The sequence below is a fragment of the Paenibacillus helianthi genome (genome assembly GCF_001909055.1).
GTDB lineage: Bacteria > Bacillota > Bacilli > Paenibacillales > Paenibacillaceae > Paenibacillus_AQ > Paenibacillus_AQ helianthi.
Genome location: NZ_LVWI01000003.1, coordinates 41,329 through 65,459, shown reverse-complemented (window position 1 = coordinate 65,459; position 24,131 = coordinate 41,329). Strand labels below are relative to the sequence as shown.

Genomic DNA, 24,131 nt, shown 5'->3' with positions numbered 1-24,131 from the left:
GCTTCCTCCCCATATCCTGTCTTATCTTCCAAGGTCGGTTCTGTCCTCAGCCGAAAGTTCCCGGCCTAATTGGCTCTGAATCCAGACATCTGAATATACAGTATCGAGGTAACGTTCTCCCTTGTCATGCAGTATGACCGCACAGACCGATCCCGGTGTTAATTCCGGCTCCATCTTCTTAACGGCTGCAATAATTCCCCCGGAGGATGCGCCTGCCAGAACCGATTCGCTCCGGGCGAGTGCCCGGCAGCCTTTGACAATATCCGAGTCCGAGACATGGATGATACGATCGATCAGGCCGGTTCTGCAGAAGGGCGGTACGATACCGGCACCGAGTCCCGGGAAGCGCCGCTGCCCCTTATTTCCGCCAAAAATAGCGCTCCCCTCTGCGTCAACAGCCACGATTTGGGTCCTAAGCCCGTGATCCCTTGCATATTCCGCGAGGCCCCGAATCGTGCCGCAGGTACTGACACTGCAGAACAAATAATCCACCCGCCCAAGCTCTGCCACAATTTCCTTCATGGTCGTATGGTAGTGGGACAGATAATTATGAGGATTTGCATACTGATTCGGCCAGTAACTGCCCGGTATTTCCGCCAGGAGCTGCTGCACACGGTTCAGCCTGGCGGGCAAAAACTCGCCTGTTTCGGGGTCGGGACCCGGGACCAGATCTATTTTTGCGTCCAATGCCTTCAGGATTTGCAGATTCGTGTCTGTTGTTCTGGGGTCGACCACGCTGATAAAACGCATCCCCAAAACCTTGCAAATCATCGCCAGGCTGATTGCCATATTTCCCGAGCTCGATTCAATGACGGAAGTTCCCGGCCCGATGATCCCTTCCTTCCAGGCTTCCCGGATCATCCGCAGAGCCGGACGGTCTTTCGCACTTCCGCCCGGGTTCAGCAGCTCCATTTTCGCGTAAACCTCAAATCCGCTTTTCTGGAACAAGTGATTCAGCTTGATTAAGGGCGTGTTTCCGATGGCCGACAAAATTCCGCCATTCAGGTATATATCAGGTCTGCTATTATCTTTGTCTTTCTGGTAATACAGTTTTTTGTTCTTCACCTGCCCGCGCTCCAGTGGCTCCTCCGCAGCTACGATAATGACCTCAATCGCATCAAGCAGATGGTTACAAATCATCCTGCCGATTTCGGGAATGCACTCCCCGATTTCCTCCCGGATGGCCGGAATAGCGGAGTTTTCCGCAGATTTGCTCTGAATATACACAGTCAGTGCATTGTCCTCTACGCTAACGCGGATGATCGCATCCTCAAGATGACGGTATACAACCCGTTCAATATCATACAAGCTGATTTTTTCCCCGTGCTTCAATTCCCGGCCCACCCGTTTGACAATAGACGTAAAGCTCTGCCTCTCTACACCGCCATCCATCACAGGCCTGAAGTCTCTTACAACGTCATAGGTAACAAAACGGATGGCAGGCAGCATCTTGCGGACGCTTGAGGTAAGCACCAGAATACTCTCGTCATCCGCCAGCGGTCTCCATTCCCCGCCTAACCTCTCTGTCCCGATCCCTTCCGCATAAATACCATCGGCGAGAATATACCGGCCAAGGTCATGGGAGTAATAAGCAATCGTCCCGATTTCAATGGAGCCGTACGTATCGATGATGTCACGAGGCTCCAGACCGAACAGGCGGGCCATGTTGCACTGCCACTCAGGTGTGGCGATTTCCCCGACCAGAATGATCTTGCGGATTCCGAAGGCAAGCGGATTGTCCGTAGCATATACGATATGGTCGAGGATAGAAGGCATCGTATACAGCAGGTCCGGCTGGAATGCCTCAAGCTGTTCAATATGCTGCTGAATCGGCAGTTCAAAGGGGATCGAGCTACTTTCCAGGCCCAGCCGTTCAAATATGGTTAGCGCAGTGTTCGCTGCATGTCCGGTACCCATGTCTGCCAAAGCTCTTGTGCACCCGCTTCCTGCGATAAGCTCACCGAACAGCTTTGTTTTGATATCTATGTAGTGCTGATCATCTTCCTCCGAGTAGAGAATCACCTTCCGGTCGCCAGTGCTTGTGCCCGATGTCCTGTATACGGCAAGAGAAGGGTCAGCTGGCTCTGTATAATAATAGGTTTCAAGAATCTCCGTCGTCAGCAGCGGAAGCTTCTGAAGGCTATAATTGGTTTGTCCGCCGCCGATCAGCCCCTTGTACCAAGGAAATACCCCGATAACCTCAAGCACTTTATCCTGTAATTTGTCCAGCAGCATCTTCGCCGCCTCCCGCTCTGCTGCAACCTGCAGCCTCTTTAGATAAACACCCTCAATCATCATATGTAGCACGCTCCGGGTGTGTTCTTTTATCGTCTGCTGCCCAATCAAAAGTTCAACTACCCCCGTAAGATAGCCTATAGGCTTATTGCAACGGAGGGACATAATGAAGGAACAAATCACACGTATATCCAACAAGCTGACGAAGACAAAGGTGCTCGCTGGAAGCCAAGAATTAAGGATGCATATCCCGGTAACGAGAAAAATGAATCCTAGCGTGCTAAAAGAGATGCTGCAAAAATATCACATGGTGTATATTAAGCCATGCTGCGGTTCATTGGGGCAGGGCGTGATTCGGGTTGACAAATTTCCGGTCAGCCGCTTAAATCGCAGCAGCAGAAGAGATCATGACCCGAGGGATGAGATGTCCTACCGCTATCAATCCGGTACGCAAGTGCATAGATTCTCCGATTACGACACCGCCTATCACGCAATCTATAGGGAAATCAAGGAAAGATCCTATTTAGTCCAAAAGGGAATCCGGCTGCTTACCTATAATGGCCGGCCCTTCGATATCCGGGTGATGGTGCAGCGGAATCTTAAGAGGGAGTGGGAGGCTACGGGGATTGCAGGACGCGTGGCGCATCCTCACAAGGTGGTGACCAACGGCAGTCAAGGAGGGACCATATATCCGGTTGAGGAGTTGTTGAACGCCTACACAAACCTAGAAAAGCGTGCAGCATTGATCGCGGCAATGAAGGAAATTGGAGTAAAGTCTGCCCACCAGTTAAGCACTGCCTTCCCCGGCCTTCAGGAAATCGGTGCAGATATTGCCTTGGATCGGCATCTGAAGCCCTGGATCCTGGAAGTGAATACAGCCCCCGATCCCTGCCCGTTCACCAAGCTGCAGGACCGTAATATGATTAACCGAATCGTAAGGTACGGCAAGGCCTATGGGCGGACTTACAATCTGAAATGTATGAAGGCGAAGCAAGGTGTGGTGTGACTCCGAGCGAAGAGGCAGGGGATGGATTTTCAAATTCGTATGAAGAAATAGAGGTTGGAACAACTAATAGACCGCCCCGGAGGAGCGGTCTACTGATTACGTTATAATCCCATCGCGGAAGAACCGGACACAGGCTCTTCTGTATACAACCTTATACACATCGCGATATTATGCCTCTTGTGCAACATGTGAGTGATCCGGTGCTTTTTGGTTCATAATCGGCACCATGACCAGTGCACCAAGAAAAAATAATAATCCTGCCCCGCTATAGATCGTACCTAGCGAAAAGGCATCCTTTAACGCGCCAGCGAAAGACATGGAAATGACCATCATGCCTACGAACATCGGATTCAGAACCCCATTTACGCGGCCGACAATGGAGCTATGTGACCATTTCAGGATCATTGTGCTGATCCCGATATGAATGCAAGGGAACACAAGCCCATTCAGAAATTGAACGGTCAGCGTGAGCGGAACACTAGTCGAATACCCGACAATGACAGTGCATATTGCGCCTGCCAGCATACCTATTGCCAGCAGAAGCTGCGGGGGAACCCGCTTGGCGAAGACGGCTACGATCCCGCCACCGATCAGCATGGCTGCGCCATTCACCATCAGCAGATATTGCAGGAACTCCTTACTTTTGCCCAGCCGCTCCGTTACGATAAACAGGTTGAGCGCTTGGGCAACCCCAACTGCGAGTCCGGCGAGAATAAATGCGAGTCCGAGCATACGCAGCACTTGGCTGTGCCAGACATAGCGGAAGCCTTCATTGAAATCTTTACGGAACTGCCCTTTTCCAGCGGTCGTTTGAGGTTTCAAATGATCCTCAGGCAGGCGAATAAGGACGAGTGCGGACAGCAGAAAGACCACGCCCATTATAGCAATCGACGTTTCAAGGCCAAACGTGCTGTACACGAAGGTGCCGAGCATAGGTCCGAGCACCATGAAGATAGCCATGAGTGATTGGAATAGAGCCATCCCTTGCTGCAACTGTTCTTCCGGTACATGATACTTAAACAATCGCATGCTTGAAGGCTGTGAGAACTGCGATAGAATCGCTGAGATGAATGCTACAAGATAGACAGAATGCCATGAACCGAAATGTATGGTCAAAAGTACTGCGAATACAGATACCGCAGATAATAAATCGCACCAGATCATCGTTCGCTTCGGCTTCCAGCGGTCGGCAAATGTACCTCCGATGAACGAAAAAACAAAAATAGGTGCGAACTCTGCTACGCTGATCAGCGATATGGCGTATGGATCATTGTTTGTTTTTTCCGCAACATACAGGAGAATAGCGAAATTACGGACCCAAATGCCGATCTGCAGCAGCACGCTTGATAATAGAATGGTCTGCAGGAACCGATTGCGAAGCAGGCTTGGTGCATTGCTGCTTTTTTCATGCCTATTCAATCTTATTCAACCTCCAATTGTTTGCAAAGATGCCCATTTGGATTAAATGGTATAACTCTCTTTTCATTAGTCTCACCTTTTCATATAATCTAAGTCGTATTTGTCAATTATAATATACTTAAATACTCTATATTTCTTTTTTTTTGCTAAGTTGAGTAACTTTTTTATTTGCTGGCTCATTAGCATAACATAAGCCATGATATGGCTGCTTGGGACATCCCTTGTTTTTGGAGTCAGATAGACGGTTGTGCTTCTGAGGACGCTCCGTGAACGAAACGTTGTTTAAGCGGAAAATGTACTACAATTTATATACAAACGCAAAACAGCGCTTCTCCATTAACGGTAGAAGTGCTGTTTTGTATACTTTTTGCGGCTTTTAGAAAATAGGACGATATTTCATGTGTATGATTACAGCCCCTTGACTTCAAACTCATAGATTCGCGCGGCTGTATCGGCACCCTGCGAGGGCTTAGTGATGATTAGTTTTACATAGCGGGCTTTAACTAGCGCAATCGCCTCAGTCGTCTCCGCTGCCGTGTTTCCTTGGACCTTGACGGCATCGGCCCAGTTCGTACCGTCGCTGCTCACCTGAATGGTATAATCGCTGGTATTGAACCCGGACCACTCTCCTCCGCTCTCAGCATGCTTGATGACAAAGGCACTGATTGGATGCTCGGCGCCCAGATCGACTTGAAGCCAGTGAGGCAGATTGCCAAGCGCGCACCATTTGCTGTTGTCCGTCACTTTACCGTCTACGGCATTCGGTGCTCCTTCCTTATCCCCGCAGGCCTGATCGGCTGTTACAGCTTTGCCAAGTGCCAGATTCTTCACTGAACCGGCTTCCTTGCTTACTGTGATTAGTGCCTTTTTCGACATTGTGTCTTGGCCCGAGCTGTTAGTTGCAGTCAGTGTCACGCTGTATACACCTTCCTGATTGAACGTTGCCACCGGGTTCTTCACGGTACTGGCAGCCGGGCTTCCGCCGTCGAAGGTCCATGACCAGCCTTCTGTCACTTCAGTCGACAGGTCGGTGAAGCTTACACTCTCACCCGGAGCCACCAGCGTCCGGTCGGCCTTGAAATCCACAGTCGGCTTCGGATAAGCCGGCCAGCTGATCTTCACGCTGGAGGCCTGACCTTGCCCGTATCTTCCATTGACCGCAACGACCTTCAATACCGTTACCGCTTCCTTATCTATTCTTCTCATCTCAGGGACGTAAAACACATGATTCGGCGTTGCCCCCATTAGCACCTCATTGCCATCGGGCAATACCCGATAGATTTCATACTGCTTCACCAGCTGAGCAAGCGGTTTCCACTGCAATCTGGCATCTCCATAGATTCCATTGCGGAAATCAGATGAAGTGGCTTTCAGCCCACTAACCGCCGGGAGCGGCTGAATCGGGTCGTTGGCATTTTGGATGGCGAGCTGGCCAATGTGTATGGCATAATCACTTATCGTATCCGTGGTGTCAAAATACAGTGACAACGCCACGATCCGTTTCCCTTTATAAGGGGTCAAATTCAGTGTTTCTGTAGTCCAGCCTGGTGCTGTTTTATCCTTCACGTTAAGAAAGACAAATTGGTCGGGATGGTCTGCAAAAGCAAGGCCAACCTTCAGGCTAGGCTTGTTCTGCGTTTTGTACGTAACCGACAGTTTCGTACTTGCTTCGATCTTCAGATCTGTCTTATAGAGCTTCAGATGTGTCGCATTGTCATGGCTCAGCACACCTGATACCTTCAGCGAGCTGCCACCGTAATACGCATCGGACCAATCCAGCACCGGTGTGAGCGGTGTTCCTTTGCTGTCTGCGATCCAGCGCCATGTCGGCAGGATATCCTGCAGGCTCCGGTTATTCCATCCCTTATCCCGTACCTGCTTCCCGTGAACGTAATACTTCTGTCCGCTTCCAGTGTTGAAGCTGGTGATGAAGGGCAGCTTATTTACAGGGGATGCTTCAACCACATCGTTTGCGATTCCTTTCCAGGTCTGGTTGCTCGCAGTATTGCCCGGATTTCCGTTAGGACCCACCCAGAACTTGTTCTCGCGGCTGAAGAAATCCTCCATACTCTCTGCACTGTTAAAAGCCCAGTCCGGGCGGTAAATCCCCAGAGATGTGACTGCAGGCTTCCCTTCCGGGAACAACAGATTCCAGTTCACCTTCGTATCGTAACCTTTGGCTTCAACGTCAATGCCTGCATAAAGGTCAAATGGACTTCTGCCCAAGCTTTTGGCCTTTTCCGCCGAGCTTCCAAGATCCTTCCACCAGAAGTTCAGGAACATACTGTCTGTTATCTGCTTTCCATTGTCCTGCAAGAACATGGCATTCTTATCATTTAGGGCATTCTGCCAGTTGATACTGCCTTCTTTGGTCATGGAATCGTACCATACGAAGTGCATAGATGCAGATTTGTGCACTTCAAGATAACGCAGGAAAGCTTTCATTTGCTGTGCGTCAGCCGGCGTCCCACCCTCTGTCTCCTGGTTAATGAACCAGCCGTCAAATCCGTAATACTCCGCAACCTGGATCAGCTTGTCAGCGGCAGGAAAGGAGCCGTCACTCTTCTGCTCTAGCATCTGCTTCACCCATTCATATTTACCGCCATACACGGCTGGCGGGAAGAACACCGTTCCGAGGATCGGCACGCCATTCTTATGAGCAGCGTCGATCGTATCGGCACTTGGAGGCACGATGATCCCTTCGCCGGCCGAGCCGCCCCAATAGACCAGTTGGTCAACATATTGCCAATAGGTAAACGTGTTTGCCCCGAATTTGTCCGAGCCCTGCGAGGGTACTCCGCTTGTTCCCGGATTCAGTGCTGATAAAGCCATGACTTTCGGCGCTTTAGTCGCATGAGAGTTGACCCCTGCTCCCACAAAACGGTCCTGCAGCGGGACAGTACTACGGTTGAAAGCCGCGTCCGGGTCTGATGCCGGACTCCACTGAAGCAATTGCTCTGGAAACCAATAGGATGAATAAGGCTGTTTGGCTAACGCAGAAGTGGATAATGCAGCACATATCACAATTAAGAAGATAAAACCTGCACCTATCTTTTTCATGCCATCCTCCTCCAATGGATCAATTGATGTGAATGTCAGCCTATTTATGGGCCGCTTTCCACTCGTCATATTGCTTCTGTGCTTCCGCAATGACTTTATCCAGACCGGCATCCTTCATCTTGGCGATTGCCTTCGGCAGATGTTCATCCGGGTCGACTGCACCTGTCATGATAGGTGGATAAAATTCTTTTACGATCGCCGAGATAGACGCCACTTCTGTCTTCACTGGATCGGGGTTGAAGTTGAAGCCAAAGCTTGGTGCCACCTTGGCGGAATTGTTGAACTCCTTGAACGCTTCCCATTTATCTGCAGGATCTTCCTTGTGGCTGTAGGTCAGGAACAAATTGCCTAGTGCGAATCCCGGCATCTGGTAACCGTCTTTCATAGCCGGCAGATCTTCAATGACGTCTTCAGAGATCTTCTTGTAATGTGTGCCTTCGATACCGTAGTTGATCAGATTGCGCAAATATTTGTCCGAATTGAGCAGGTTCAAGAACATCATCGCACGCTCCGGATTTTTGGAATTCGCCGAGATTGCGTGCATAGAACCGGTAGCGGAGCCTGTGAAGATAACCGGATCCTGCATAGGTGAGGTCACGATGTCATAGCCCGCACTTCTCGACCAGCCCAATTCTGCATAAGGCTGCGTTTGCTCGCGGTCCGCGAACCATTTGCCTGTCTTGATGTTATCAATGCCTTCCAGAGTTGCAACATCTTTGCGCAGATAACCGGCTTGATAGTATTTCCGAATGGTTTTGAGCGAGCTTTTCAGTTCGTCGGATTCAAGGATATTGACGTATTTGCCATCCGTTGAATTCATATTCATCCCAACCGGGAATTCATCGCCCAGGAGGAAGTCAAACGGCATATATGGCTTGAAGCCTTTCGGTACGGCCAGTGGCGTAATGTCAGCCGGCTCGCCTTCCTTGATTTGTTTCAAATAAGGTTCGAGGTCCTCTAGGTTACGGATTTTGGTAATATCCATCTTATACTTATCAACATACTGTTTGTTAAAACGCCATACCCACTGTGAAGCCAGTTCCTTGTTCACCGGCACAGCATAATTTTTACCATTCACCTGCGATCCAGTCAGGAAACGCGGGTCGAGCTCTTTTATGATATCCTGACCGTATTTTTCCAGTAAATCATTGATTGGCAAAAACGCACCCCGAGTCGCGTTCGGCAGGTAGTCAAAAGCCCAGGAGGAGGTAAACGCAATATCGTAATTCTCCCCGGAAGCAGTGATTACCGGCAACCGTTTCGAGTAGTCGCCCCAGTCAATCATTGTGATATCAACGGTTGCGTTGATTTTGTCCGTCAAATATTTATTCATTTCCTCTTGAACCATTGGCAGGTCACGCTGTGGACCACCAATCAGGTATACCTTAAGCTTCACCGGGTCCAGCTTATCCCCAGCCTGGTCGCCGGATTCTGTTGGACTAGCCGATTGGGTCCCGGACGGGGTGTTCCCATCACTGCTCTCTTTCGTGTTATTGCTGCCACAGCCAGCCAACCCGGAAGCAAGTGCAAACAGAAACACAACCATTAGCAATACCATTTTCTTGGACTTCATATGTCTCCCCCTAATCAATATAAATATCTATTGTTACTGCCCTGGATCAGGCAGATACAACTTATCCAACTTATTCTTTAACCGAACCAATCGTAAGCCCTTGGATAAAATACTTTTGGAAAAAAGGATACGCCAGCGCGATTGGCAGCGTAGCCAGCACAACCATAGCCATACGTACGGTCTCTGTCGGCAAGGTCGCAGCAATATCGTAAGATACTACCTGGCTGCTGTTCTGTACGATGAAGTCCATATTGTTCTGAATCCGTATTAAAAGTGTCTGCAGTGGTATTAAATTGGGATTATCAATATACAGAAGCGCATTGAACCAGTCATTCCAGAAGCCTAGTGTACTGAAAAGCCCGATAGTCGCAATACCCGGCAGCGAGATTGGCAGCACAATACGTGTGTAAATGCCGAATTCGGTTGCTCCGTCGATCTTGGCCGATTCGATGATCGCATCCGGTACAGTTGTCGTAAAAAAGGTACGCATGACGATAATATAGAATGCGTTCAGAATAGATGGGAAGATCAGCGCCCAAAGGGTATCCCGCAAATGAAGTACTTGCGTAACAACGATATATCCCGGAACCAGCCCCCCGGAGAACAGCATGGTGAAGAAAGCAAGAAAGCTGAAGAACCGGCGCTGGTCAAAGTTCTTGCGTGAAATTGCGTACGCATATGTAGAAACGAGATACAGCGTCAGAACGGTTCCAATGACCGTTACGGCCAGGGTCACACCCAAGGATTGAACCATTTGCTCGCCGGACCGCATCAGAAACCGGTAGGCGTCCAGACTGAGCACCTCGGGCAGGATGCTGAAGCCGTTGAGAGCCAATGTCTTCTCGTCCGTAAACGAAATGACAATGATAAAAATAAACGGGAAGATACAGGATAGGGCGAATAAGCACACACCCACATTAAATATAAAATTCCATAATGGACTAATCGCATTGATGTCCCTGGTTTTCTTTTTCCCGGGAGCAGAGAGCACCGTTCTCTCCATAGATTTGCTTAAGTCATTCATTGCAGGCACCCCCTTGCCGATTTTTTAGAATACGGCATAATCCTTTTCAATTTTGCGTACCGCATAATTCGCGAGCAGAACGAGAATCAGACCAACAACGGATTGATATAGACCCGTAGCCGTACTCATACCTGTATCGCCCATGATCGTCAGTCCCCGATACACGAATGTGTCAATAACGTTAGTGACCGGATACAGTGCGCCGGAATCCCGCGGAACCTGGTAGAACAACCCGAAATCCGAGCGGAAGATGCCACCGAGTGCCAGGACCGTCAAAATAATCATAAGCGGCTTCAGCATCGGCAGTGTAATAAACCGGATCTGATTCCATTTGGTGGCACCGTCGATCATTGCCGCCTCATAATAAGAGCGGTCGATGCCGGCGATTGCTGCAAGATAGACGACGCTCCCGTATCCGGCATTTTTCCAGAGACCCAGAAAGATAAGAAAATACGGCCAGAATTTCGTCTCACTATACCAGCTGACCGGGTCTTCGCCAAAGAAGACAAGGAGCTGGTTGAACACGCCTTTTTCTACATTGAGGAACGAGAACACAAAATAGCTAATAATAACCCATGAGAGGAAATACGGCATAAACATTGCGGTTTGGTAAAATTTCGCCAGCCGTTTGTTTAACAGCTCATTCATAATGATGGCAAGCGTAACCGCGAGCACCAGTCCAAGCATGATCAAACCGACGTTATACAGAATGGTATTGCGCGTTATGATATAAGCATCATCTGTCGAGAACAGAAACTCGAAATTTTTGAAACCGACCCACTCGCTTTTTAAAACGCTTTCAAAAAATCCTCCCGGATGAATCCGGAAATCCTTAAAGGCAATAATCGTCCCAAACATCGGCAAATATGCAAAAATAATAAACCACGCTGCTCCCGGTAATACCAGCAGAAGAAACGCCCTATTCTTTATCAGTTTCTTCAAGATGCCTTGCACGGCTGTCCCTCCTTTGATTCACTTGCAGCTGAGTTCATCCACTGTTCATCCCCTATAATCAACAATGGTTAACTTCAGCTCATTTGGTGTTTTGGATCTTCCCGTTCACCCCTGTCTTTATTATGAAAGCCGGGCAGCCGCCGTGAAAGTTGAAAAATACAATAAAATGATGGATTAATTAAAGATAGCGCCTTCATTTCACAAAAAAACACACCTCCGCAAGGTGTGTTTTGTTAGAAGACAGGTCGCCGCCTACTTTTTCATATACATCGAACGCAGCTCCGTAGGGGAAACGCCGGCATATTTCTTGAACTGCCTGTAAAAGTAAGAAGTATCCCAATAGCCTACCTCCGCCGCCACTTCCGCCGTCTTTTTGTCCGAGTACAGCAGCAGATGGGTGGCACGTTCAATCCGGTACTGATTGACATAATCGGAAAAGCTCGTACCCGCCTCCTGTTGAAACAACTGCCCCAGATAGTTGGGATGAAGGTCCAATTTCTGGCTGAGCGTCTTCAGCGAAAGCTCCTCTTTGTAGGTGTTTTTTACGAAATCCAGTACAGCCATCACATGAGGGCTATAGTCTCTTTCTGCCGCATGGTAAGTATCAAGTGTTTGATGGACCACACTTTTCACCAGCTGCTTCAGCCCGCTGCGAGTATGAATTCTGGATAAAGGACCGAATACCTCTCCGTAATCCGGTGTCTTTTCCAAAGTCTTGGCCGCCAGCATAAGCTGAATTGCGGAGTTGAAGAACGGCATTCTTGCGGAGTGCCCGGCCTCTGCCTGAACATCAAAGAAGTCGTCGATGAACCCGTCAACCTCAAGACGCTGCCCGTCCCGGAGCAACTTATGGAATTGATCCATAGCGGGCTCCCTATTTTCATACGTGTGAGCAGCTTCATTTCTGTCGTCCAATGACTCTAAGAGAGTCTCTGAATCGCCTAACAAATGATTCTGAAACCACTGCTTCACTTGTCTGCAGCTTTGCGGAAATCCCAGATAGGATTGCTCGGCCTGTCCCTTTACCCCCCATACACGGGCTCCTGTATCAGAGACGATCCACTGCTTCATCCCGTAAAGCGCATGATATTTCCATTCTTCTCCTTCCCTCCCGGTTGAAGCGAACAGCACAATGATATCTCCTTCCTGATCAGGGAAACAGATGATCTCACAGCCGTCCGGTACATATTTCCCGCCTATGATTTCACATTGCTCAGCGATAATGGGTCTGTACAACTGCGGTTCCTCCATATCGTGACCGGTTACAATCCGTAGCGCAGCAGCACTGTAACGTGACTTGGTCAAGGGGATTTCCAGCAGCTGTGCGCGCTCCCGGAACTCTTGGGCATTAATGGTTTCGTTCGCCCACCGTTGCAATATATTGGTTCTCAGAATCCTCCAGCTCTGATCTATATGGATTTGTCTGACTTCCTCCCGCTCCCAATCGTGCTGCATATGCTTAATCGTCGCTTCTAATTCGCCGATATTGACCGGCTTGAGCAAATAGTTCTCGACACCCAGCGTGATGCCTTCCCGTACGTAATTGAATTCCTCGTAACCACTCAGAATGATGAACTTAGTGAGGGGACTGCGTACTTTGACTTCCCGGATCAGCTCAAGTCCTGTCATCCGGGGCATCATGATGTCCGTGATAATTAAATCTACGGATAAGCCGTCCAGTGTTGCTAGCGCTTCCACGCCATTTCGCGCTGTACCTGCAATTTGCATTTGATTCGCATTCCAATCGATGATGGACTGCATTCCTTCGACAATGAGTGGCTCATCATCCACCAGCAATACGTTCCTCATTCAGTTAGTCCTCCCTTGTGAATGGTATTTCGATGATGACTTCACAACCTTTACCCTGCTCGCTGATCACACTTATTCCGTACTCGCTGCCATAATTCAAACGGATACGTTCATGTACATTTTTTAGACCCAGAGAATCACTGGATAGCAAAGGTGCTCCCCCCTCACTTTGCAGTGCCTTGTGCAGCTCGGTCATTTTCTCAGGCGCAATGCCCTTGCCGTTATCCTTCACACGAATAATGATGTGTCTCCCCTGTTCTGCAGCCGTTATGGAAATCCGGTTATCGTCGTCATCCGCCTGAAAGCCGTGAACGATGTAATTTTCGATAATCGGCTGTATCAGCAATTTCACTACGATGCTGCCGGCGACCGCCATCTCGATGTTCGTTTCCACCTGCAGCTTATTCTCGTACCGGTATTGGATTAAGGCCAAATACATCCCGCACAGTTCGATTTCTTCGGCCAATGTGACATGGGTCTGTTTTTTGACCAAATGCCTGAACATTGTGGCGAGAATATATATCATTTGACCGACATCCCTGGCCCCTGAACTGATGGCCTTCATGCGTATACTCTCGAGCGTATTGTACAGGAAATGCGGATTAATCTGCGCCTGCAAAGCCACAAGCTGTGCATTCTTCTGCTTGATCTCAGAGATGTAGACGGTCTGGATATAGGACTCCAGCCGGTCACACATATGGTTAAAGCTTTGCGAGATCTGCTGCAGTTCGTCCTCCCCTTCCATTTTGATCCGCTTGCTCAAATCACCCTCCTGCCAGCGCCGCATGTAGACGATAATTCTGTGGATTTTTTTGGAATAGCGGCGGATAACGGTGAACGTCACGGAGATGCTGATCATGATGCATAAGATCACGATCCCTGTAAGACTAAAACGTAAGGTTTGAAGACTCTGTACGATTTGAGACTGCGGAATAATGGCAGCAGCGACCATCCCTGTGTTCCCGATATTCAGCAATTGTACTTTTGAACGTTCCTCCAGATTCACCCAATCTCCAGGCTTCGTTATCTGCTTCCAGTAGGGATAGACAGTATTATCGTATCGCCCCTGCGAGTCAAAAATCACTTGCCCCTGCGACGTGATCAGCATGATCCGGCTGCTCGTATTTTTCAACTTTTCCTGCAGCAGCCCTTTAATACGGTCGGTGTTGAGTTCGAACAGAATGGCACCGTATTCTTTCAGCGTCACAGGATCTTTGAGCACATTCACGTAACTGTAAGGTGTTGATTCCCCGATGGCTTTTCCCTTGAATAGCGGCTCGTTGCCCATATACTGCCAAGGCTGATTTCTGAACCGTTCGTACCAGTACTGGTGCTCAGAGGATAACGGCGGTTGATCGTAAAAATGCTGTGTTTCCCGGTTCAGAACGTAAAAAAAATCCTGATCTGAGCTGTACAGGACAATGTTCGAGATGGATGCTTCCTCCTTCAGCAGCTGGCGTAAATGATAATCAAAGCTGTTACGTTCTGTCCTGTAGCTGTTTGCATATTGATTCAGACGCCACTTGAGGAAGTTCTCATATTCATGAGTCAAAAAATACTTCAGATCGTCTCCAATCATCGCATCCGTATAAATCTGCTGCACCGCACCATACATCCGTTCGTTCTGCTGATTCAGACTGATGCTGATGATGTCCAGTTCCTGAAGACTCGCATCCATCTGCTCCCGTACGAGCCGCTGCTCGTAATAGCGGTAAGCCAGGATAGAGACACTTATAAACAAGAGAACCATGACCATGGAGTAGAACAGGAGGATCTTGTTAAACATTTTTTTCTTCAGATGATTTTGATAAAAAATCCGTATCTTGGACATTCGCGCCTGACCGCCTCCTTCGGAGCCAATTTTCAACTCAGTGTATCACCGTTCGTTAAATTTAGGCAATAAAGAGAACATGCAGTGCCTTCCACTCAACTTTCAATTGTCAAAAGGAAAGGAAACCGCTATAATGAGCGCATTCCCCTAAGTTATTCACTTTTACCCCATTTGGATCTATCCCTATAAACTATTCACCCTCCGATTATATGAATTGGAGGTCCACACGATGTTCCTTACCGAAAACAAGCTGCAGGCACGTATTTATGAATTATCCGCACTCCGTTACCGGGACCGGAAGACGCTGAGCGTATTTCTTGCTTGCGAAGACCACCGGGAAGATATTAATCCTACGGTGCCAGGTGCCGAAGCCCATTGGCAGACCATGCATATTAACGAGACCTGGAGTGGCCGGGATCTCTATTTGTGGCTACATACTCATGCTGAAATCCCTTTATCATGGGAACATAAGCGCATCGTCGGGTTATTTGATTTTGGCGATACCGGGGGTGGAAACAACTCCGGATTTGAATCCCTTTTCTATTGGGAAGGCAAACCATTTCAAGGCGTCGATTCCAATCATAAGGAAGTGTTTCTTCCAGCTTCGGCGGCAGGGCACTCTGCTGAGCTACTCTTCCGTTTATGGTCGGGTCTTGAAGGAGGCGGACAACCGCGCAATCAGACCCATACCCTCAAACAGGCGGAGTTATGTTGGCTGGATGAGAAAATAGACGATCTTGTGTTCACCGGGACGGCCATTCTCGAAACCGTAAAAATCCTGGACCCCAATGCGCCGGAGCGGACCAAGCTGCTGCAAGTGCTCCAGCAATCCTTCCGTATGATCGACTGGGCAGACCCTGAATCAGAGGCGTTTTTCATCTCTGTCTACGAAGCCAGAGACCATCTTACCGCCTGCCTGGAAGCTATGGACAAACTATCCGATGTAAACATCACCTGTATTGGCCATACCCATATTGACGTTGCCTGGTTGTGGCGGCTTAAGCATACGCGCGAGAAATGTGCGCGGTCCTTCTCTACGGTGATGCGGCTGATGGAGATGTTCCCGGAGTATGTTTTTTTGCAGACACAGCCCCAGCTATATGAATATGTGAAAGAAGATTACCCGGAGTTATACGAATCCATCAAGGAGCGCATTGCGGAAGGACGCTGGGAAGCTGGTGGCGGCATGTGGCTTGAAGCGGACTGCAATTTGACCTCGGGCGAATCGCTAGTTCGGCAATTGCTGATCGGTACACGTTTCCTTAAGGAGGAGTTCGGTTCCGAATGCAGATACTTATGGTTGCCGGACGTGTTCGGCTACAGCTGGTCCCTGCCGCAAATTTTGAAAAAATCAGGCATTCATACCTTCATGACCACGAAAATCAGCTGGAACCAGTATAACCGGATGCCTTTCGATACGTTCCATTGGCGCGGCATTGACGGTTCGGAGGTATTGACCCATTTCATCACAACACCTGAACCGTGGTCGGAGCCAGGGTCATGGTTCTACACCTATAACGGGAAAATCATCCCCAAGACGGTCAAAGGAATATGGGATGCCTACCGCGACAAGGAGATGAATCAGGAACTGCTGCTGTCCTATGGCTATGGTGACGGCGGTGGCGGCGTGAACCGTGAAATGCTCGAGATGCGGCGGCGGCTGGATCAGTTGCCCGGGCTCCCAAAGGTAACTACCGGACGTGCGGATGCCTATTTCGACAAGCTGCAGCAGACGGTGGCGGATACAGATTCATACATTCATACCTGGGACGGCGAATTGTATCTGGAGTATCACCGCGGAACGTATACCAGCCAAGCTTACAACAAGCAGATGAACCGTAAGCTCGAACTGGCCTATCGTGAAGCTGAGTGGCTGAATGCTCTGCAAAGCATTTTGCAGGAAGACTGGAATCTGTACCAAGCCAAACCGCTGACTTCAGGCTGGAAAATCATTCTGCGCAATCAGTTCCATGACATTATTCCCGGCTCTTCCATCCAAGAGGTGTACGAAGACAGCAGAGTCGAATACGAAGAAGCGTGGCAGATCGGCAGTCAGATCGACACACAAGCTCGGGCTGCGATCGCAACAGGGATAACAGCAGGAAGCTTTTCGGTGTGGAATTCCTCACCATGGTGTATTACAGAGCTTGTGGCTATTCCCGCTTCTACGGGGATGCAGCAGGGCTACTGGTTAAGCGATGCAGGGCTACGCTTGAATGCCCAGCTGGATACAGGCATTTGGTATATTGAAGTGAAAGATATACCTTCGCTCGGGTATACAACGATTCATTTCCAAAGCGATGCCGAATCCGTCCATTCCGGGCTGGCACCATTCAGCCATACAGAACGTGGAATTGAAACCCCTTTTTATCTATTGGCGTGGAACGAAGCCGGGCAGTTAACCCGCATTTACGATAAAGCAGCACGGCGGGAAGTACTGGCTAAAGGAGCTAACGGTAATCTGTTGCAGGTGTTTGAAGATAAGCCTCTGGCACATGAAGCTTGGGATATTGATATCTTCTATCAGGAAAAAATGACTGAGATTCGAGATTGTTCGGCAATCGAAGTGATTGAGACCGGTTCGCTTCGGGCCGTCATCCGGTTCCATTGGCAGTACCGGAATTCCACAATTACACAGAACCTGATTGTCTATGCCGCGAACCGGCGTATTGATTATGTAACCGAAGTCGATTGGCACGAAAAGCAGCAATTGCTGAAGGTAGCTTTTCCGGTTGGCATCCGGTCTACAGAGGCAACCTATGACATTCAGTTCGGCAACGTGAAACGGCCGACTCATTGGAATACGAGTTGGGATTGGGCGCGCTTCGAATCGGTCGGGCATCAATGGGCTGATCTGTCTGACAAAGGGTATGGTGTCAGCCTGTTGAACGACTCCAAGTACGGTTATGATATTAAAAACAATGTCTTGCGGCTGTCGCTGATCAAAAGCGCTACACATCCTGATCCGCATGCGGATCAGGGGCTGCACCGCTTCACCTATGCCCTTCTACCGCATCAGGGGGATTGGCTGGCCGGACAGACCGTCAAGCAAGCCTGGTTCCTGAATGCCCCAATTCGCTATACGAAGGGGCATGCAGAACAGCCAAGCCGCTCCATGTTCGCCTTGTCGGGCGATACTGCTATGATCTCGGCAGTCAAAAAAGCAGAGGATTCAGACTGCATCATCGTGCGTATTCACGATTACTCCGGAAGCTCCAACACGCTGGAGCTGACGAGCGGTCTGCAGATTCATGGATGGCGAGAAACGAACCTGATGGAACAATCAGCTGGCGAAATGCATAACGATGCTGGTATCTGCTTTGTCCTTGAACCTTATGAGATTAAGACTTTTGAAATCGACTTGCGGCGCTAACTGTCAAGCCTGTAACGAACTTTCACCGCCAGGTTATCGCCCGTGCAGGGCGCACCACACGCCAAAAAGCCCGCGTTTGTGCGGGCTTTTTGGCGTACAAATCAAACCTTACGGTGCTACAAAGAAGAATAGCTGATTGTCCGCTCCGAAATAGGACCACTGCTGGATTTTGGTACCGTTCATGGTTGAAGAGCTTGGAATATCCAGCACTTTGCCGCTTTGTCTGTTCACAACCTTATAATAGCCGCCGCCAACTGCTTCAAGCTTCCACTGCTGATTATATCCTCCTGTACCCGTAAGCGCCCACTGCTGAACGCCCGCACGATCCGCGGTGGAGCCATCTATCACATCCAGGCCTTTACCGCTGGCTGTGTTAACGATGTTGACATACCCGCTTCCTGCATCGCTGATCGTCCACCGCTGGTTATTTCCGCCTGCATATTCCCATTGCTGGACAAGCGCGCCATTCTCCGTAGAACCATCAGTCACATCCAGGGCCATTTCGCTTGCTTTGCTCAAAATCTTATAGGTGCCGCCGGTCACCGGGGCCGAGTTGGACCACCATTTGAATGTGATCGCACCACCGGCAGGAACCGTGTACGTGAATGACTGGGAATTCCACTGAATCTTGACGGTTTTAGTGCTGGAGAGCCGGTTGGACAACACAAGCGCAATGGAGCCGTCCGGATTTTTATAGGCTACGTCCTCCATGCTGTTCTCAAACGTATTCGAATCAATACGGGACGCATTCAGGTCGACAAATTTACTGCTGTGCCCCAAACCGTAAAATTGCGGATTGTAGGTTACTGAGTCCGTAGTGTCAGAGCGGATGGTCAGCAGGCCGCGGTTGGCCGTATCAATTCCGGCGAGCGCAGGGCCGCCATTCTGATCCAGCGCGACATTCCACATGATATAGGACTTTGCCCAGTTTCTGGGGAAGCGGATCGTATGCATCATCAGATCCTGGAACATTCCTGCGTTCGTCCCGCCGCCAATCCACGTTCCGCTGCCGCCTTCCGTGAACCAGATCCGTTTGGTCGGAAACAGGTTATGCAGCGTGGTCAGGTTGGGATGGCTGAGGGCTGAATAATAATGAAAAGCACTGCCCTGCGTATAGACAGATGCGTCAGATTCCAGCACTGACTTGGCATAGCTAATATCGTCATAGTTATGGTCATAAGCCATAATTTGAGTGTTAAGTCCGTTCTGTGCAAGCTTCGGTCCCAGCACTTTGATCAGATTGCTTTGTTCACCGGCAGACATTAGAAGTCCGGGATAGTGTGGGGCATTTTTCGGTTCATTCTGCAGGGAGAGGGCATAGATAGGCGTTCCAAGTGCGGCATACTGCTGCAGATATTTCACCAGATAATTGGCATAGGCATCATAGCATTCCTCACGCAAGGTGCCGCCCATATCACCGTAGAGGCTTTTTGGTGTCTTCTTCATCCAGGCGGGAGGACTCCATGGGGCGGCGAACAGCTTGATGCGGCCCGGATTAACGTTATAGGCCTGATTAAGCATAGGGCGGATATAGGCTTCATCCCTCCAGAGGGAGAAAGCGCTCAGGTTCATATCATCACTATTCCCGTACGTATCATCATAAGTCCACATTTCCCAGTTGAAGTCAGTAGCGCCGATCGGCTGGCGGAGGGCGCTGATGTTGATTCCGCCAGCGCTGAACAGCTGGTTCATGACCTCGGTTCTTTTGGCTGCAGACAGTTTATTTTGCAGCAGCCAGCTCGATGAATCTGTGAGTGAAGCTCCGAAACCGTCCATCGTCTGATACGTTCTTCCCTCATTGACACCAATCGAATAGTCGGCACCTGCGCTGGATGCAGAGAAGCTGACATCCGATTGTCTTGCCAACCAAGTATTTGTATTGGGATTGGACAACCATACCTGTACGTTTTCACCTGCAGCCTGCGCCTGCTGCGGTGAGGACACCGCCCCCATGGGCACGGAAATAGCCAGAACAACTGCCAGAGTCAGCATTTTTTTGATTGCCATAACAGTTCACTCTCCCTGAATAATATGAACTTCTCAAAATGCCCTTATAGTGCTAACAGTTTGGATGACTTGACCCTTTCTTCTCTGATTATGAACGGAACAGCGGCGAAATTGCCTCCGCCGCTGTTCCTCATCATTCCAAGTTTTATTTAATTCCTTTTTCGTCAAAGTACTGATACGATTGTTCCTTCACATAAGCCAAGAGTTTATCGATCCCGGCTTTTTTCAGCTTGTCGCGGTAGGTCTTGAGTGCAGCATCCACATCAGGTATCAGTCCGAGCATCAGCGGTTTGCCGTATTGCTCAAACACCTGGTTAACTGCTGCAAGCTCGGTTTTGACCGGATCATAATCCATATAAATAGGTCCGAAAATATCCGGCTTGCTGATTGGCTTGAATTCTTCCTTCAGCTTATCGAGACCGTCCCAGCCTCCTTCTTCTTTCAGCATGTTGGGCTCATAGCGCCAGCCCCAGCTTGCGATATCGAAACGAGGCGTCACATTAAGATCGACACCCGGTGCCGGAATGACAATCGATTTGGGATCTTTGCCCTTGGCCCAGTGCTTGCCTTCGATCCCGTAGGTCATCAGATCAAAGTAAGCAGGGTCGTTGCGAAGCTTGTCGAGCACCATCAGCGAGCGTTCCGGATTCTCCGAGCTCTTCGGAATAGCCATCGCGTTCGAGCTTGGCAGTGTCGGCATTACATAATTGTGGAACCGGGTGAATGGGAAGTAGCCGATATCCATATTCAGTTTTTTGGCCTTCACCTCATTAATAAAGCCTCCGGCACTGGACGGGTTGCGCCAGTAGATCGCACCTTGTCCGGTCTTGATGAAATCGCCGGCTTCCTGCTTCGAGGACAGCGAGTTTTTGTTCCAGTAGCCCTTGTCTGCCCACTCCTTCATCTTCTTGACCCAGGCTTCGTACTTGTCGGTAAACGGTACGATTTGAATGTCACGCGGAGTATCGTAAGAAGTGGCTCCGATCAGCTCGGTTCCGCCAATCATCTGGAAATCATTCCAGGATTTGAAAAGGACGTTCACGTTATCATAGACCAAGCCATTGATCGGGGTAACATGCTTCTTCGTCTTCACAGCATCCATGTAAGCCTCAATCGAATTCAGGTCGGAGAACTCCGGCAGGCCCAATTCTTTGCGCCAGTCCTCCCGGTAGACGTAGCCGGACGGAGTGTATTCCGGATTCGTATTCGGCACCGCGTAAATACCGCCGCCGACCGTGACGGAGCCCCAGTCATCCTTCGGCACATTGCCCCAGGTTACCGGCGCATATTCAGGAAGCAGCTTCGTCAGATCCAGGAACGCTCCCTGCTTGGACAACTTGTAGAAATCTGCCCAGCTTGATGCGAAGATCATGTCAATCTTCTCACCGGAGGTTAGCAGCAGATTATATTTAGTCTGCCAGTCGTTCCAGGTAGTAAACTTGAGATCGACCGTAGTGTTCAGATCCTTTTCCAGCATCTTGTTCCATTCGGCCATCACCTTGTCCATATCCTTATGCGTATCGCCGACCAGATACCAGGTCAGCTTTACCTTTTTTGCTGTAGCCTCACTTGCCGATGGGCTGGCATTGCTTCCAGACGGATCCGGATTGTTCTTTCCCGCCGCATTGTCATTCGATCCGCCACAGCCTGCCAGCAGCGATGCCAGCATGGAGAGCGAGACGAGCAGTGTCCATCTTTTTTTGATTTTTCCCAACTTGATTCCTCCTCAATTAATGTTCTAGATGCTTCGAGCCTGTCTGACCTTGCCCTTTATTACTTAAAAAAAATACTATGTTAGCCGGCAAGCCGGTTCTAACCTTTGACCGCTCCAACCGTAAGCCCTTTCACGAAGTAGCGCTGAACGAAAGGATACAGCAGGATAATTGGCCCTGTCGCCACTACAGCAACGGCCATTTTGAGTGTTTCTGTCGGCGGCACGACATTAGCGGCCAGGTAGGCCCCGTTATTCGTCTGCAGCACCGCTGCGCTGGACAGGATTTTATAGAGCAGGAATTGTAGCGGATATTTACTATCCGTTGTTATGAACATATTGGCATTGAACCAATCGTTCCAGTAGCCGAGTGCTAGAAACAGCCCGATTGTGGCCAGTCCCGGCGTCGACAGCGGCAGAATCAGCCTCTGGTAGATTTTGAAATCACCGGCGCCATCAATTTTGGCGGACTCTACAATGGATTCAGGGATCGACTTCATGAAGCTGCGCATCAGGATAATGTTCCAGGCACTCAGCAGTGGAGGCAGAATTAGCGCCCAATAGCTGTCTTTGAGCCCCAGATTTTTGGTCATGAGAATATACCAGGGAATCAGGCCGCCGCTGAACAGCGTTGTGAAGTAAATAAAGAACGAAATACTGTTACGCATCGCGAAATCCTTGCGGGAAAGGACATACCCTGCCATCGAGGTCAGGAAAATGCCCAGCAGCGAACCGGCGATGGTCACACCGATTGTTACACCATAAGCCCGGTATATTTGCGCCGGCGTACTGAATAAGGACTTGTATGCCTCGAACGAGACCGTGTCCGGGAACAATTGAAAGCCTTTTGAGATAATCTCCATCTCATCGGTAAAAGAACCGGCGACGATTAGCCAGAAGGGGATGAGACAGATCAGGGAAACGAGTGTCAACAGCGTGTAGCCGATGATATTAAAAAAGATGGTTTCCTTGTCCTGCTTGATCCGGCTGCCTTTGGAGGCATCCGCTTTGGCTAGTTGTTTGACTTGGGTACTCATGCGTATACCTCCTTTCTAAAACAAAGAGTAGTCCTTGTTCGTCTTACGGATGATGTAATTGACAATCATAATTAAAGCGAAGCCGAAGAATGATTGATACAGGCCGGCTGCCGTACCCATACCGATGTCAAAATTGACTGTCAGGGAACGGAACACAAACGTATCGATAATATCTGTGGCATCGTAGAGCATACCATTGCTGCCGATAATCTGATAGAACAGATCGAATTGCCCCTTCATAATGCCGCCTAGACTGAACAGAATCAGCAGAATGAATGTAGGCTTCAGCAACGGCAGCGTAATATTGCGGATTTGCTGAAAGATAGTCGCCCCGTCGATTTTCGCTGCTTCGTAATATTCATCGCTGATCGCCATAATGGCTGCCAAATAAATGACAGTACCATAGCCAAGTCCTTTCCAGACACTAAAGAACACAATAATGAACTTCCATGGTGCCGTATGCAGGTAGAAATCATAGGAATGAAGTCCAAGCTGCTTAAGTACACTGTTGACTACCCCAAGATCTGAGAACAGGTTATAGACGAACGCGCCTACCAGCACCCAGGACAGAAAATAGGGAAGAAACATCAGCGACTGGGCTGTCTTCTTAAACAGCTTGCCGGACAGCTGAGCAAGGAATACGGCACAAATAATCTGCATGATATTACCCAGTAAAATGAACGCCAGATTATACAGCACGGTATTCTTGGTCAGATTCCACAACACTCCAGTATTAAATAAGAACTTAAAATTCTCCATCCCGACAAACTGGCTTCCAAACAGCCCTCCGTCAAAATCAAACTTCGTAAAGGCGTAATACACGCCTATCATCGGGATGTAACTAAACACAATGAAAAACACAATGGTTGGTGCAATCATTAGCAGAAGCGTCTTGCTCTGACGCAGCTCCCGGATGATCCCGCCCTTTCCGGACATCGAATCGGCCTCCTTCTCCTTCTGTTTGTATGTTCCGCCGGTACTCCCGGCTACAAACTCTATACTAGGATAGAGACTATTTCCGGGCAACTTACCATATGCGATATGACTCACTTTCCGCTTAAAAAGCAGACTAATTTTTTCCGAACTGACTGC

General features: G+C 49.3%; 14 protein-coding genes. 2 read left to right on the top strand and 12 right to left on the bottom strand.

Annotated features, from left to right (window positions below):
- Positions 1-21: 21 nt before the first annotated feature.
- Positions 22-2,298 (bottom strand): 2,3-diaminopropionate biosynthesis protein SbnA, encoded by a 2,277-nt coding sequence (gene sbnA / locus A3844_RS33875; RefSeq protein WP_341864881.1) that lies wholly within the window; start codon positions 2,296-2,298, stop codon positions 22-24.
- 103 nt (positions 2,299-2,401) lie between these two features.
- Between sbnA and A3844_RS05560 the strand changes: the two genes are divergently transcribed.
- Positions 2,402-3,241, top strand: a complete 840-nt coding sequence (locus A3844_RS05560) for a YheC/YheD family protein (protein WP_083606705.1) — start codon at positions 2,402-2,404, stop codon at positions 3,239-3,241.
- A gap of 168 nt (positions 3,242-3,409) precedes the next feature.
- Here A3844_RS05560 and A3844_RS05555 read toward each other — a convergent pair whose 3' ends face one another.
- The 7 genes from A3844_RS05555 to A3844_RS05525 all read right to left on the bottom strand — a co-directional run bounded on the left by A3844_RS05555 (position 3,410) and on the right by A3844_RS05525 (position 14,911).
- The gene (locus tag A3844_RS05555) at positions 3,410-4,660 is read right to left on the bottom strand and encodes an MFS transporter (protein WP_074085150.1); all 1,251 of its coding nucleotides are present in this window, start codon (positions 4,658-4,660) and stop codon (positions 3,410-3,412) included.
- A gap of 408 nt (positions 4,661-5,068) precedes the next feature.
- Positions 5,069-7,720, bottom strand: coding sequence for an endo-beta-N-acetylglucosaminidase (locus A3844_RS05550; protein WP_074106844.1), 2,652 nt, complete (start codon positions 7,718-7,720; stop codon positions 5,069-5,071).
- A 40-nt stretch (positions 7,721-7,760) separates the two neighbouring features.
- Positions 7,761-9,293 (bottom strand): ABC transporter substrate-binding protein, encoded by a 1,533-nt coding sequence (locus A3844_RS05545; protein WP_074106843.1) that lies wholly within the window; start codon positions 9,291-9,293, stop codon positions 7,761-7,763.
- Positions 9,294-9,363: 70 nt separating this feature from the next.
- Positions 9,364-10,317 (bottom strand): carbohydrate ABC transporter permease, encoded by a 954-nt coding sequence (locus A3844_RS05540; RefSeq protein ID WP_074106842.1) that lies wholly within the window; start codon positions 10,315-10,317, stop codon positions 9,364-9,366.
- 24 nt (positions 10,318-10,341) lie between these two features.
- On the bottom strand, positions 10,342-11,271 hold the full coding sequence (locus tag A3844_RS05535) for an ABC transporter permease (protein WP_074106841.1): 930 nt from the start codon (positions 11,269-11,271) through the stop codon (positions 10,342-10,344).
- A gap of 252 nt (positions 11,272-11,523) precedes the next feature.
- Complete coding sequence (locus tag A3844_RS05530) at positions 11,524-13,080, bottom strand: response regulator transcription factor (RefSeq protein WP_074106840.1); 1,557 nt, start codon at positions 13,078-13,080, stop codon at positions 11,524-11,526.
- A 4-nt stretch (positions 13,081-13,084) separates the two neighbouring features.
- A complete protein-coding gene (locus A3844_RS05525; protein ID WP_074085144.1) occupies positions 13,085-14,911 on the bottom strand; it encodes a sensor histidine kinase in 1,827 nt (608 codons plus the stop codon).
- 229 nt (positions 14,912-15,140) lie between these two features.
- Here A3844_RS05525 and A3844_RS05520 point away from each other — a divergent pair, with 229 nt between their 5' ends.
- A complete protein-coding gene (locus tag A3844_RS05520) occupies positions 15,141-18,284 on the top strand; it encodes an alpha-mannosidase (RefSeq protein ID WP_074106839.1) in 3,144 nt (1,047 codons plus the stop codon).
- Between the two features lie 108 nt (positions 18,285-18,392).
- Here the strand turns inward: A3844_RS05520 and A3844_RS05515 are convergent, their stop codons facing one another.
- The 4 genes from A3844_RS05515 to A3844_RS05500 form a co-directional block, all read right to left on the bottom strand.
- Positions 18,393-20,291: an RICIN domain-containing protein gene (locus tag A3844_RS05515; RefSeq protein ID WP_074106838.1), complete on the bottom strand. Its 1,899-nt coding sequence runs from the start codon at positions 20,289-20,291 to the stop codon at positions 18,393-18,395.
- Positions 20,292-20,436: 145 nt separating this feature from the next.
- The gene (locus A3844_RS05510) at positions 20,437-22,005 is read right to left on the bottom strand and encodes an extracellular solute-binding protein (RefSeq protein ID WP_083606703.1); all 1,569 of its coding nucleotides are present in this window, start codon (positions 22,003-22,005) and stop codon (positions 20,437-20,439) included.
- 98 nt (positions 22,006-22,103) lie between these two features.
- On the bottom strand, positions 22,104-23,039 hold the full coding sequence (locus A3844_RS05505) for a carbohydrate ABC transporter permease (RefSeq protein WP_074106837.1): 936 nt from the start codon (positions 23,037-23,039) through the stop codon (positions 22,104-22,106).
- A 15-nt stretch (positions 23,040-23,054) separates the two neighbouring features.
- Entirely contained in the window at positions 23,055-23,975 is a 921-nt protein-coding gene (locus tag A3844_RS05500) for an ABC transporter permease (RefSeq protein ID WP_038599402.1), read from the bottom strand.
- Between the last annotated feature and the right edge of the window lie 156 nt (positions 23,976-24,131).